Source organism: Paenibacillus sp. FSL H7-0942, assembly GCF_045040715.1.
In the GTDB taxonomy this organism is placed as follows: Bacteria; Bacillota; Bacilli; order Paenibacillales; family Paenibacillaceae; genus Paenibacillus; species Paenibacillus amylolyticus.
This window is the reverse complement of the sequence record NZ_CP150279.1, coordinates 1707897-1720723: the sequence shown is the minus strand read 5'-3', so window position 1 is coordinate 1720723 and position 12827 is coordinate 1707897. Positions and strand designations below refer to the sequence as shown.

Annotated in this window: 10 protein-coding genes and 1 pseudogene; 5 read left to right on the top strand and 6 right to left on the bottom strand. The window is 47.1% G+C overall.

Features of this window, described 5'->3' with window-relative positions; translation table 11 throughout:
* Positions 1-404 precede the first annotated feature (404 nt).
* The 3 genes from MHI48_RS07655 to MHI48_RS07645 all read right to left on the bottom strand — a co-directional run bounded on the left by MHI48_RS07655 (position 405) and on the right by MHI48_RS07645 (position 3201).
* Positions 405-1346: a DUF1963 domain-containing protein gene (locus tag MHI48_RS07655; RefSeq protein WP_036669159.1), complete on the bottom strand. Its 942-nt coding sequence runs from the start codon at positions 1344-1346 to the stop codon at positions 405-407.
* A 149-nt stretch (positions 1347-1495) separates the two neighbouring features.
* Positions 1496-2785, bottom strand: coding sequence for an ammonium transporter (locus MHI48_RS07650; protein WP_036610695.1), 1290 nt, complete (start codon positions 2783-2785; stop codon positions 1496-1498).
* Entirely contained in the window at positions 2782-3201 is a 420-nt protein-coding gene (locus MHI48_RS07645) for a hypothetical protein (RefSeq protein ID WP_036669157.1), read from the bottom strand. Before MHI48_RS07645 ends, MHI48_RS07650 begins: the two co-directional genes overlap by 4 nt.
* A 340-nt stretch (positions 3202-3541) precedes the next feature.
* On the opposite strand from MHI48_RS07645, the pseudogene MHI48_RS07640 reads away from it, so the two are divergent.
* A pseudogene (locus tag MHI48_RS07640) lies at positions 3542-3979 on the top strand (DinB family protein); the annotation flags it as partial.
* 116 nt (positions 3980-4095) lie between these two features.
* Here MHI48_RS07640 and MHI48_RS07635 read toward each other — a convergent pair.
* Complete coding sequence (locus MHI48_RS07635; protein WP_036669154.1) at positions 4096-4599, bottom strand: GNAT family N-acetyltransferase; 504 nt, start codon at positions 4597-4599, stop codon at positions 4096-4098.
* A 347-nt stretch (positions 4600-4946) separates the two neighbouring features.
* A complete protein-coding gene (locus MHI48_RS07630) occupies positions 4947-6047 on the bottom strand; it encodes a M23 family metallopeptidase (RefSeq protein ID WP_179086432.1) in 1101 nt (366 codons plus the stop codon).
* Between the two features lie 220 nt (positions 6048-6267).
* On the opposite strand from MHI48_RS07630, the gene MHI48_RS07625 reads away from it, so the two are divergent.
* From MHI48_RS07625 to thrS, 3 genes are all read left to right on the top strand, one after another.
* Entirely contained in the window at positions 6268-7029 is a 762-nt protein-coding gene (locus MHI48_RS07625) for a response regulator transcription factor (protein ID WP_047842063.1), read from the top strand.
* Positions 7026-8786 carry a sensor histidine kinase KdpD gene (locus tag MHI48_RS07620; protein ID WP_036669151.1) on the top strand — a complete coding sequence of 587 codons (1761 nt, stop codon included), beginning with the start codon at positions 7026-7028 and terminating at the stop codon, positions 8784-8786. The genes MHI48_RS07625 and MHI48_RS07620 overlap by 4 nt, the downstream gene beginning before the upstream one ends.
* 472 nt (positions 8787-9258) lie before the next feature.
* The gene (gene thrS, locus MHI48_RS07615; protein ID WP_235193758.1) at positions 9259-11259 is read left to right on the top strand and encodes a threonine--tRNA ligase; all 2001 of its coding nucleotides are present in this window, start codon (positions 9259-9261) and stop codon (positions 11257-11259) included.
* 47 nt (positions 11260-11306) lie between these two features.
* Here the strand turns inward: thrS and MHI48_RS07610 are convergent, their stop codons facing one another.
* Positions 11307-12170: an SDR family oxidoreductase gene (locus MHI48_RS07610; protein WP_036669149.1), complete on the bottom strand. Its 864-nt coding sequence runs from the start codon at positions 12168-12170 to the stop codon at positions 11307-11309.
* 104 nt (positions 12171-12274) lie between these two features.
* Between MHI48_RS07610 and MHI48_RS07605 the strand changes: the two genes are divergently transcribed.
* Positions 12275-12817 (top strand): hypothetical protein, encoded by a 543-nt coding sequence (locus MHI48_RS07605; RefSeq protein ID WP_036669147.1) that lies wholly within the window; start codon positions 12275-12277, stop codon positions 12815-12817.
* Positions 12818-12827 lie beyond the last annotated feature (10 nt).

Genomic DNA, 12827 nt, shown 5'->3' with positions numbered 1-12827 from the left:
TATGATCGGTTATCAACCAAGATATCCCTCCTTAATATATACCCCAAATCTATATAAATTGAACAAAACATTTACACAAAACGGAGAAGACAGAAAGGACCTGAAGAAGCGGAGCTACAAGCTTTCTGCAGGAAAGCTACTTCGAAAGCATACACTTCGCCTACAAGCTTTCTGCAAGAAAGCTACATCGGAAGCATACGCTATCCCCGGATTTCCCCTTTATAGGAGGAATCAAAAAAATCTGGGGATAACAGCGATCGGAAGGTTGTTCTGTCATCGGAGTGTGCAGTGTAAATATTCTTTAGTTCAATTTATATAACAATCTACGAACAAAAAAAGTCCTTCCTCCTTCATATAGACGGGATTCAGGACATTTTGTTGCCTATTTGTTTTCAAATCTTTGCTCAACTTGAGTATAACGAACAATACGTTTGCTCGAATCGTCCAGCCTCCAAGTCAGACTTGCGAATGAAAAATTGCAGTTCCCCGCAATCCCACCATTGGAAACCAATAGCATCATGTGTATCTATCTTCAACAGCAGTAGCGTATCGGATAGTTCCTGCCATGTCCGATCCTCATCACCGCCGTAATGTTTGGTCAGCTTCTTCTCACACTCCTGCTCATTATAATCGTACTCTTCTCCCAGTGCGATCTGTAACAAGGCACGATGCTCGGCATCCGGATGCTGCCCGTCAGGATATCCAAACATCCCACCCCAATTCAGCGTACTTGGATGATTCCAACTCGACTCGAATTCAAGGTAACGGTCATACAGACTCACTTCCGCTTCGGCCTCATCGGTCTCAAGCAGAGAAGGCGAGAGCTCATTCAGCGCGTTGGCGTCAATATATGCATATGTAGGAAACTCAAGATTAGGCAGCACAGTCACCGAATGTGCAACAAACGGTGCTCCATCCAGCGCGGTATCACCTTCAGGCTCTCGCCTTATGAGGTTATGAGAACTTGGCTCAAAAATCACACGATGTTCAATGGGACAAGCAGATTCATCCTTGCCAACGAAAAAGTATAACATTCCACGTTCAGGCAAAGTCCCGCGCCCATCATTCGGCGTATACGGCGACAAATCCACCAGGTTCAGTTGGGCCAGGAAAGTCATTGGAACTCCTTCTTGTGTTACGGGCCATTCCATGCGACTTGGCAAATCCGGATGTCCACCCACACGTGAGTTTCCTGTTCTGCGATATTCGTCCAGTGTGGATACATCGAGGCGAATTCCCCAGCGGCTTGAGGACAACAGCAGATCGGCAGCAACTCCCAAACCATATTCCTCAAGTGTTTTACGGGCTTTTCTGGTCAGACGTTCACATTGTTCTGGCTTAATCATATAGATCCTCCCCTTTTGACAATACACCTATGCTGAGACATATTCAGGTTCACACCTGTATATTCTTCCGCCCGGACGTCTTTCCCTGCTTCTAGCAAAAAAAGAGACTGACATCCCCTGTCAGTCTACTTCTTCATCCTATATTCCATTTAACGATTTGGATCAGAAGACTTTTCCTGGTAAGCACGCATATGCTCCTCACCGTCCAGGAATTCATGGGCCTGATGGGCTGCCATCACACCATGATAGCTGATATCCAGACCCAGATCTTCCTCTTCTTCTGTCGAACGTACAGGCACAATTTTGCCAATCAACTTCAGCCCGATCCAGGTCATGGCGAATCCCCAGATGACCAAGGCTGTAAGGCCAAGTGCCTGAACACCCAGCAACCTCCAGCCGCCGCCCATAAATAATCCACCATCCGTGGCAAACAGACCTACAGCAATCGTGCCCCACATTCCTGATGCGGCATGCACCGGGAAAGCACCAACCGGATCATCAATCTGTCGACGGTCCAGCCAGTTAGTGGCAGCCATCATCAACAAGCCGGACACTGCCCCAATAAATATCGCTGCTACATCACCAACAAAAGCACAGCCTGCCGTAATACCGACCAGTCCAGCAAGCGAACCGTTAATGACCGAGGGTGCATCTGAACGATTGAAGCGGAATAACGTATACAGCAACGTAACCGCACCACCCGAAGCCGCAGATAACATCGTGACAATCGCAATGTGACCAATTCTTACATCCGTCGCGCTGAGTGTACTACCAGCATTAAAGCCAAACCAACCGAACCATAACAGAAATGCACCTACAGATGCCAGTGGCAGATTGCTTGGGAGTGCAATGGCACTTACGCCAAGTGGCGTGTACTTCCCTTTACGCGGGCCAATGATAATCGCAGCAGCCAGTGCTGAGAATCCGCCGAGCGCATGGATGACAGCCGAACCGGCAAAGTCCTGCATCCCCAGCTGACTAAGCCAGCCGCCGCCCCATGCCCAGTGTCCACCAATCGGATAAATGATCGCCGTCATCAATATGATATACAAAAGATAAGCACGGAAGTTGATCCGCTCGGCCACCGCTCCCGAAACGATGGAAATAACGGCAATGGTAAAGGCCGCCTGGAACAACCAGAATGTCTCCAGAGATACCGGCACGTCCAGGTGAGACAAATCCCCATTCAGGAAAAATCCCGTTACTCCCGCAAAACCGCCTACGTCCGAACCATACATCAGTCCAAAACCGATGGCATAGAACAGCAACGTTCCAATCGTAATGTCAGCAAATACCTTCATAATAATGTTCACACTATTTTTATAACGCACAAAGCCAGCCTCGAGCAGGGCGAATCCACCCTCCATCAATAAAATCATCGCTGCACTCAATACGACCCAGACCGTATCAATCCCGGTGCTTAACGTCTCCAAAGTCATGCTTGTACATCCTCCGTTTCACTAAGCTGTCTGAGCTCACGGATTGTATCGGGCGCAAGCTCAATCTCGTCCCGCTCAATGCTGTCCGGATGCTTAATTCGTTCTGCAATCTGGTCCAGATCACGTATGCGTCTGCGAATCTGTTCCATCTTGCGAAAACGTTCCTTCACCTGAACCATATATTCCACCGCCTGATGATGGGATGCGGGGCGTCCCGCAAACCATTTGCGTACAGGCGACAACGATTGATAAGCAACCTCTTCCGCTCGACGCTTTTGTTCGAACTGTTCGATCTTTTTCTTGAGCGTTTCGATCTCATTTTCTTTTTTGACCTTCAGCCGTTCGATAAGGTACAATAAATCGGACGATGATATTTGCAATGCTGTATGGTGATACACCTCGTCGATTACTAACATATCATGTCAGGACTCCTTACATATCAAGTTACTTGTACCGATTATAGTTTGCCGGGGTCTGCCCGTCAATCTTTTTTTGGACTTGGGATGGATTTAAATGAACCGTTCATGGAGAACGGCTTTTTTTATTTGCCACGAATTACATCTAACAAAGGATAATGTTGCCTAGATTCGCATTCACTCTTTCCATTCTCAATGCTTATAGAATAAGCATCCACATTTGGGGTAATGAACATATACAGACTACCCGCATCATAGAACCTGTATATAAGGAGAGGATTCCACAATGTTTACTCGTAATGACAATATACGCAACCAAATCTAGGAAGCAGTCTCGGGACTCGAAGAAGAACAATTGAACCGAAAACCTTCACCCCAACAATGGAGTATTATGCAAGTACTACGACATCTGAATCTGATGGAAAATGTAATTGGAAAACAAGCCCGCCTGGCCCTCGAAAAGGAACAGACGGTGTCTGTGGACAAAAAACCATATGAACTATCGTTGGACCGCAGCCGCTCCGTCGAGGCACCACCCCATCTTCAGCCTCCAGCAGCACCTGAAGCACTTGCAGACGTACGCAGTGATCTGGACGAATCTCACCAAGCTTTAAACAACTTTGCATTGGATCATGATCCTGACCTGCTGCGTAGCAAGTCCTTTCCTCATCCCGTATTTGGTGAGATGGATCTAACCCAATGGATTGACTTTACAAGTTATCATGAGGAACGTCATCTAGGACAGATCCAAGAGATTAAACAGCAGCTTGGCGTATAAACACAACCTCCTTTTTCACATAGCGAAAAATATAGTCGAACGACAAAAAAACCTCCAATCCTATTAATTTAGGTTGGAGGTTTTCAGTGTTCTTATGTTACGAATAAGAACGACACTTATATTTTTTTGCCCAAAATCGCCAGATCTCTATTCACACCATCCAGCACGGCCACTTCGGGATAATATCCCCACTGTTCAAAACCATGTTTGCGCAATAACCCCAGACTCGGTTCGTTATGTCCGAAGACAAATCCAAGAATGGTCGTAATTCCAAGTGCAGGACACGCCGCAAATACCGTTTCGAGCAAACGTCCACCAGCCCCAATTCCGCGACATTGCTGATCCACGTATACACTGACTTCCACCGTTCCGTTATATGCAGGGCGCCCATAGAACGAGCTGATACTTGCCCAAGCTACCACCTGCCCTGCCTGCTTCATCACCCAAAGCGGACGATGTTCCGGTGTATGTTCCTCGAACCAAGGCAAACGTTGCTCCACCGTCACTGGCTCCAAATCCGCTGTTGCCATACGGCCCTCAATAGTAGAATTATAAATCTCCACAATCCTCGGCAAGTCCTCCAGGCGCGCATATTCAATCTGCACATCTTCCAGTTTCATCGCTATTCCTCCATCATTCCAGATCAAACCTCTAATTATAGAAGATATTATAACGGAGAAGAGAAGTCTTCGTCATCCCTAACATTCTGACAGAGAAATCTGTAAATGTTTAAGTAAACATTTACACGACAACGGAGAGGAGAGGAGAGGACAGAACCAATCAGAAGAAGCGAAGCTAAAAGCTTTCTGCAAGAAAGCTACTTCGGAAGCATACACTGCGCCTTTATCCCCGGATTTGCCCCTTTATATAAGGGAATCAATAAAATCTGGGGATAACAGCGATCGGAAGATGGTTCTGACCGCGTAGTAGTCCAGTGTAAATTCAATGCTTTAACTTATATATAGCATTACTCTGGAAGTCCCTGAATTGTGTTCCCACGAGTGAACTGCTGACTCTGGTCTGCCCAACGAATGTTAATTGAGCGAGATGTGAACAGATCCGGGCCATCCGATACCTGGAAATGCAGATGAGCTTCACTGGAATTTCCCGAATTACCAAGCTCACCGATAGGGTCTCCCTGCTTGAGCTTATCTCCTTTTTTGACCGAAACACTGCCTTTCTTGATGTGTCCTGTGATGCTGTATTCACTGTTGCCATGGTCGATCACCACATAGTTACCGGCCGGTTCTTCCGGATTCATGACACCCGGCACATTGTCCCGTATATCGTTCTTGATCTCGACGACAGTACCATCGGCAGCTGCATAAAGTGGTTCACCAAAAGCATAGTAGTTTTCGTTTGCCGTTGCATCACCTTGATAACTGGATTGTTCTTTGGTCCGAACGATATCCAGTGCATAACGCTGCGTTTCGTGCTCATAATGATAGTTTGACAAGGCATCATTACCTCCCCAGAATACATACCATTCTCCCTTCATCGGCAATTGAAATTCGGTTTTGGTGAATTTGGCATCCGTGTCCTCATGAGCTTGCAGCGGTTGGATCGAGAGACCTTCAATTTGATTTTCTTCGGAAAAATAGGCTCGAATTCCTTTCGTCCCAGTCTGATCCTTCCAGGCCACCTCAGATATTTGATTCATTTTGGCGTCTACCACTTGCTCCCATGTTTCAACACCCTCCAAAAAAGGATCGGCCGTCGTTTTGAACTGTTCAAGCGTTAACGTCCCCTTCAATTCGGGAGAGAATTGATTATAGATTGCATCCTTTGAACCGTTCATCAACGTATCTATGAAATTGTCCGGTGTAACCACCGCGCTCACCTCTGAACTTGAGTTCTGCTCCTGATTCGAGTTCCCGCTCGCTTCATTATTGGATGCCTGTTCGGCTGACTGCTGCTCCGCCTGTTCGGAAGTAATGGAGTTGCTGTTACCGCAAGCAGACAATACCACGCAAGCTCCAAGGGTAATCGCAAGCACCTTCCAACCTCTTTTATTTTGTAATTTCGAATGTGTATTTTGCTCTGATTTCAGATGACCTTCTCTGTTCATTCTCAACATCCCTTCTGCTAATCGTTATACTTTCCAGTTAAGTGTACAGAATGAGTCTTATCCTTCGTCTAACCCCATCTTACATGTAGTTAAACTTGCAACGCCTTTTGAGGTTGTATAATTAAGATTCCGTTAAGATAGCTCGTACGCTATACAGCCTTCTTGGATGGTATGATTAGCAATACACACAACGGAAGGATCAGGAGGTCATTTTTAAACTATGGATAACGTCTCATTACTGCTTGTGGATGATGAACAGGCTATTCTGCATATGCTCAAAACCGTTCTGCTCAAAGAGCAGTTTCTCGATATTGATACCGTTACAACAGGCGAAGCTGCCATCGAAGCATGCAACAACAAGACGTATCATTGCATCGTGCTCGACATCATGCTTCCTGGCAAAAGTGGACTGGAAATCTGTCCTTTTCTACGGCAGGTCACCGATGCGCCCATCCTGTTTCTAACGGCCAAAACAACCGATTATGACAAATTAACCGGATTCGCCGTTGGTGGCGACGATTATGTCGCCAAACCCTTTAATCCGCTGGAAGTCGTTGCTCGAATTAAATCATTACTGAAGCGTTATTTACCATCTAAAAGCGTAGCGATCTCGGATCATGTCCCATCTAACGTAAATACGTCATCTCCCAGCACATCGGAAGGCGTGTACGACTTTGGACGATTCCAGGTACTGGAGTGGGCTGGTGAACTTCGGGTTGAAGGTGAGTCTGTATCTTGTCCGGCACTTGTGTTCCAACTGTTACTCTTTTTCTGCAAACATCCCAATCGAATCTTCACCAAATCAGATCTATATGAGCGGGTCTGGGGCTCGGAAGCCATTAGTGATGACAATACTGTGATGGTTCATATTCACCGCATTCGGGAGCGCATTGAAGCCGATCCTTCCAATCCGGTGTTTCTTGTTAACGTCCGGGGTCTGGGGTACAAACTGATTCAGCCGGAACATGTGTCACGCCCATGAGTATTCGTCGCAGGTTAATGACCCGGTTTATCGGGATGCTTGCCGGTGCAGTCGTTCTTATCATCCTGCTTGGGTCTGTAGCCACTTACTGGGTCGTGCAAAAGGTAAATGAAGTGAATCTGGTAGATGATTTTGCTGCCAATGGTCTGGACCAATTGATTAGTACAGCAGAAATCATGCCGGATGATACGATCCGATATGACCCCGAATTGCTAAAGCAAGTGGATAAATATCAAGGCTGGCTCCAAGTTTTGGATGAACAAGGTTACGCCATTGATGAATACCACACACCCGCCGATGTTCCTACTCACTATAAACCGGGGGAATTGATTGCATACTGGGAAGGCCAGAAGCCTTTTCCTTATCAGATCGTCATGCTGATCCGGGAGAAAAACGGGAAGAACTTCACCTTGTTATATGGCGAGAGTAACCCGGCCAAGTCCTTAATGAATAACATTCGTTCAGACCTTGCTTTCACCAACGGGAAGCTTAATCTTCAGCCCGACCAACAGGAGGCCCTCCGTGCCGCCAATGCTTATCTTCAAGTATTGGACGCATCAGGAAGCGAACTCTCCTCCTATAACAAACCAGCCATGGGCGTACCAAGCGAATACACCATTCAGGAACTGGTTCTGCAAATTCGCTATCCGAGTCGATCAGGTATGTCTGTTGCAACGTGGTACGACGAACAGAATGAAACCACCTGGCTGATTAGCATACCTGGTGATCCATTGACGACCGGAACTCAAAACCCCTACAGTTTTATTCTGGAACCGGCATTGGTTGTATTGATCGTGTCTATCATCATGCTGCTCATTTTGCTTGCCTTCTGGTATGCCAACCGATTTGGCTCACCCATGCTGCATATGCTCCAATGGTTACAACGTCTGGAGCGAGGACATTACGAGGAACCTGCCGGAGCCTCTGGAGTGCCTCGCAGTCAGCGTCGTAACGGAAAATGGAAACGAAAATACAACGTGTATGCTGAAGTGCTTCGCTCCATGCAGGCCCTGTCTCACACTTTGAAGCAAGATGAAGAACTTCGGAAACAGACCGATTCTCTGCGGGAGGAGTGGATCGCTGGCATAACACATGACCTGAAGACACCCCTCTCCTCCATTCAGGGATATGCTCATATGCTTGAGGCGGATAAGTATAGCTGGACCGCGGAGGAAGTCAGGGAATTCGCAGGCATAATGCTCGATAAGTCCATGTATATGGACAGGCTTGTCAACGACCTTGCCATGACCTATCGATTACGCAGTGGTGGATATCAACCTGCAGTGGAAGAGACTGACGTAAATACGTTGCTCCGTGATCTGGTCCAGCGCGCTGAACGGAATCCGGCATATGGAGAAGGTCGCATCCTATTCCAACCTTCTGAAGTGCCTGTGTATGGACTTGTCCATATTCCGTCGTTTGAACGAATTGTGGATAATCTGACCGCCAATGCCCTTCTTCATAATCCGCCCGAGTCCATCCTGGTTGTCAGTGTGCATTCAGGTAAGCAAGCAGATGAATTCAGCATTCAGTTTGCCGATAATGGAAGAGGCATGGACTCCGAGATGGTATGGAAGTTATTTGAACGATACTATCGCGGTACAGATACAGGTACATCGGACGTTGGATCAGGGCTGGGCATGGCGGTAACCAAAGGTTTGATCGAAGCCATGAATGGTCGTATTGAGGTACAGTCCACCCCTGGTGAAGGAACGATCATTCGCTTAATATGGGATGGGCCGTCCGAAACCAATTAAAATGTTCCGCTTGACCTTTCCATTTTCAGTCTATATAATCGACACTCAATAACACCTGTTCCAATATATTAATATTGAATGCAACACATTTCAGAATAATTTGAATGAGTTGACCTAACATATTTGGCGATGACCAGAGACATGATTTCGTTTGCGTGCTGCCCAGAGAGAGAGGGGATTGGTGAAACCTTCTTCAGCGAACGGACCGGAATTACCCCTCTGCAGCCGTGACCTCGAACCTCAGCATTTCGAACTTCCCTCGGATGTTTGGCATGCTGCCAGTAGAGTTCACCGCCTGATCCCCGATAACGGATTCCAATGAGGGTTATGATGTTTTCTGTTCCGGCGGCTGGCCGAGAGCAGGGTGCACCATAACCAAAATTAGGGTGGAACCACGAGCCAAGCGCACTCGTCCCTTTTCCGGGACGGGTGTTTTTTGCGCTTTCATTTTAAGAAATGGAGAGTGGTTCACATGAGCAAACAAGAAAACAGTAACTCAGTAAGCAACAAATCAGGTAACGAAATAAACAACCAAGCAAATGATCTTCAACCATCCAGTCATTCCATTGAGGTCCATCTGCAAGGTGGCGCGATACGTTCTTACGAAGCAGGCATCACTGTAGGTGCGGTTGCCTCATCTATCAGCACAAGTCTTGGGAAACAGGCTATCGGCGGTATTGTAGATGGTCAAAATGTCGATCTCGATTGGGTGCTCCAGCAAGATTGCGAACTTGTTATCGTTACTTTAGAAAGTGCGGAAGGTCTGTATCGTTATCGTCACAGCGCAGCACATGTGCTCGCACAGGCACTCAAACGCATCTACGGTGCAGAACAAGTGAAACTGGGTATCGGCCCAGTCATTGAAGATGGATTCTATTACGATGTTGATCTGGATCATGCCTTGTCCATCAGTGATTTGGCTGCCATTGAACGGGAAATGAACAAAATTATTCAGGAAAATGAAAAGATCAGTCGGCGGGTCGTTAGCCGGGAAGAAGCCCTCCGTATCTTCGGAGAAATCCAGGACCCCTACAAGCTTGAACTCATTCAGGATTTGCCAGAGGACGCCGAGCTTTCGATCTATGATCAAGGAGAGTTCTTCGATCTGTGTCGCGGTCCCCATCTTCCATCCACTGGTCGGATCAAAGCGTTCAAGCTGTTGAATGTAGCTGGTGCGTACTGGCGGGGGAACTCGGATAATAAGATGTTGCAACGCATCTACGGCACTGCTTTCCCGAACAAAGCCCAACTGGATGAACATCTGCACATGCTCGAAGAAGCGAAGAAACGGGATCACCGTAAACTTGGCAAAGAGCTTGAACTGTTCATGTTCTCCGAAGAAGCGCCCGGCATGCCCTTTTATCTACCCAAAGGCATGACTGTTCGCACTGAACTGGAGCAATTCTCGCGTGAGCTGCAATTACAGGAAGGTTATCAGGAAGTTCGGACTCCTCTCATGATGAACAACCGGCTGTGGGAGCAATCCGGCCATTGGGAGCATTACAAGGACAACATGTATTTCTCGGAAGTGGACGATGCCACTTTTGCACTGAAACCGATGAACTGTCCTGGACACATGCTGATCTTCAAAAACACACTTCATTCCTATCGCGAATTACCCATTCGCATGATGGAATTTGGTCAGGTTCACCGCCATGAATTCTCAGGTGCCCTGAACGGTATGATGCGTGTGCGGACATTCTGCCAGGATGATGCCCATCTCTACGTCATGCCAGAGCAGATCGAAGACGAGATCAATCAGGCGATCTCACTGATCGGACGTATGTACGACATCTTTGGGTTCGAATATAAGATTGAATTGTCCACTCGCCCGGAAGATTCCATGGGATCGGAAGAACTGTGGGATCAAGCTGAAAGAGCTTTGCAAAATGTTCTGGATCGTCGGGGCGTGGAGTATCGCATTAACGAAGGGGACGGTGCCTTTTATGGACCGAAAATTGACTTTCATATCCTTGATGCGCTGAAGCGCAGCTGGCAGTGCGGAACAATCCAGCTTGATTTTCAAATGCCGGAGAAGTTCGACCTCACTTACATTGGCGAAGATAGTCTGAAACACCGTCCTGTCGTGATCCATCGTGCCATCTACGGTTCCATCGATCGTTTCATCGGCATCCTGACTGAACACTATGCAGGAGCATTTCCACTCTGGCTCGCACCTGTACAAGTGAAGCTGCTGCCTGTATCAGATCATTACGCAGACTATGCGCTCCAAGTACAGAGCGAGCTCCGGGCTGCGGGCATTCGGGTAGAAACAGATCTTCGCAGCGAGAAGCTCGGATACAAAATCCGTGAAGCCCAGATGGAAAAAGTGCCTTATTCGCTCGTACTTGGTGAGAATGAGAAAAATGCCTCATCCGCCTCTGTCCGTGCACACGGTCAGGGAGATCAAGGCATTCAACGTATTGAAGCTGTTATTGAAATGATTCAACAAGCTGTAAAAGCAAAAGTATAAAAGATGTAACGACTCTTTTCATGGGTCACTCATCAGCTTGTGCTGAATTACAACTTCTCGTCATCTCTTAGCCCCACCTGTTCTTCGCTCCACGTCCAGAAACGCTCAGCTGAAGCATCGTCAACGGCATGTGCCTTCAGCTGCTGCTCTTTCTGTTGATAGAAGTAACGACCGGTGATGCCGACGACTTCAGGGCTTGTGGCCAGATAAACAGCCGTTCGCGCCCCTTCTTCAGGGGACAGAAAGAATGGAAGTTTACCTGCAAACGCCATAATGCGTGTGCCAAATCCGGTATTGCGATCTACGCCAATACTCGTTCCCACCGCACCAGGGTGTAGACAGTTCACTGTGACAGACGTACCTGACAGTTTGCTAGCCAGTGCACGAGTGAACAGCACGTTCGCCAGTTTGGATTGAGCATAACTTTTGATCGGATTATAACCTTTGTGCAGATGTGGATCTTCGAAGTGGATTTTGCCGGCCTTGTAGGCACCTGACGAAACGTTCACAACCCGTCCCTGCTTCGCAGCTTTCAGAGGTTCTATCAAAAGTAAGGTCAGCAGGAAATGTCCCAGATGGTTAATACCGATACTTTGTTCGAACCCGTCTGAGGTTTCCTTCCGCTTAACCATCACTACCCCCGCATTATTAACCAGAACGTCAAGGTGATCATGACGCTCGCGGAATGTGCCGGCAAACTGGCGTATACTTTCGAGTGAACCCAGGTCACACAGTATCAATTCAATCGCAGAAGAACCGGACTGACGCACAGCTTCCTGAAGAGCCTCCTGTCCGCGCTTCTCACTGCGGCATGCCATAATTACGCGATATCCTTGCCTTGCAAGTTCAATGGTGGTTGCCAACCCCATACCTGAGTTAGCTCCTGTTACAATTGCTGTCTGATTGGACATGAGGTACTTCCCTTCTGAACCTGAGGTTCCGAAATTAGAGGCGCGACGACGGACAATATGAGATAATGATAGGATCACATCTCGGTTTCCATGGGAGGACAAGTATGCTGACCAAAGAAGATTTTAAAAAAGTTAAAAAACAAGCCAAACTTGAAATCGCACTACTCGAACAGGATTATCAGGAAATCTTGCAGAACGTTGATTCTACGCTGTATGAAAAATACGGTATTTTGGACAAAGAAGAAACACGTGACTTCACCCGAAAACGCAAAAACCGAAGATATGCTTCACTGGTCATCGAACTATGCGCCATTATTGAACAAATGTTACATCAACTGTATAGAGACGTATATCAGAAAAAGTTTAATTCGACCCAGCTGATGAAAACTCCTGCCTACCGTGCACGCTCCAATATGGAGATTATTCAGTCCGAACTGAGTAAAGAGTTTATTGCTCTGGAACCCGAAAAAGAAAACTTCGCTGAAGCCCTTAGTCTGGTGTTTCAGACGAGGAACAAACTTGTACATGATAATTTCTCATTTGTCACCATCGTTAAGGACGGCAGTAATGAAGAAGAAACGTTCGAAGCACTGCTCCATACCGTTAAAAAATATAGAAAACACTTGAAATATAATCGCCCTGAATAACAACAATCAT

What these genes read in the sequence shown, in the direction of transcription:
- MHI48_RS07620 (WP_036669151.1), top strand. Translation starts at nt 7,026, where the DNA reads ATGAGTATTCGTCGCAGGTTAATGACCCGGTTTATCGGGATGCTTGCC.
- MHI48_RS07655 (WP_036669159.1), bottom strand. Translation starts at nt 1,346, where the DNA reads ATGATTAAGCCAGAACAATGTGAACGTCTGACCAGAAAAGCCCGTAAA.
- MHI48_RS07645 (WP_036669157.1), bottom strand. Translation starts at nt 3,201, where the DNA reads ATGTTAGTAATCGACGAGGTGTATCACCATACAGCATTGCAAATATCA.
- thrS (WP_235193758.1), top strand. Translation starts at nt 9,259, where the DNA reads ATGAGCAAACAAGAAAACAGTAACTCAGTAAGCAACAAATCAGGTAAC.
- MHI48_RS07625 (WP_047842063.1), top strand. Translation starts at nt 6,268, where the DNA reads ATGGATAACGTCTCATTACTGCTTGTGGATGATGAACAGGCTATTCTG.
- MHI48_RS07605 (WP_036669147.1), top strand. Translation starts at nt 12,275, where the DNA reads ATGCTGACCAAAGAAGATTTTAAAAAAGTTAAAAAACAAGCCAAACTT.
- MHI48_RS07630 (WP_179086432.1), bottom strand. Translation starts at nt 6,047, where the DNA reads ATGAACAGAGAAGGTCATCTGAAATCAGAGCAAAATACACATTCGAAA.
- MHI48_RS07650 (WP_036610695.1), bottom strand. Translation starts at nt 2,785, where the DNA reads ATGACTTTGGAGACGTTAAGCACCGGGATTGATACGGTCTGGGTCGTA.
- MHI48_RS07635 (WP_036669154.1), bottom strand. Translation starts at nt 4,599, where the DNA reads ATGAAACTGGAAGATGTGCAGATTGAATATGCGCGCCTGGAGGACTTG.
- MHI48_RS07610 (WP_036669149.1), bottom strand. Translation starts at nt 12,170, where the DNA reads ATGTCCAATCAGACAGCAATTGTAACAGGAGCTAACTCAGGTATGGGG.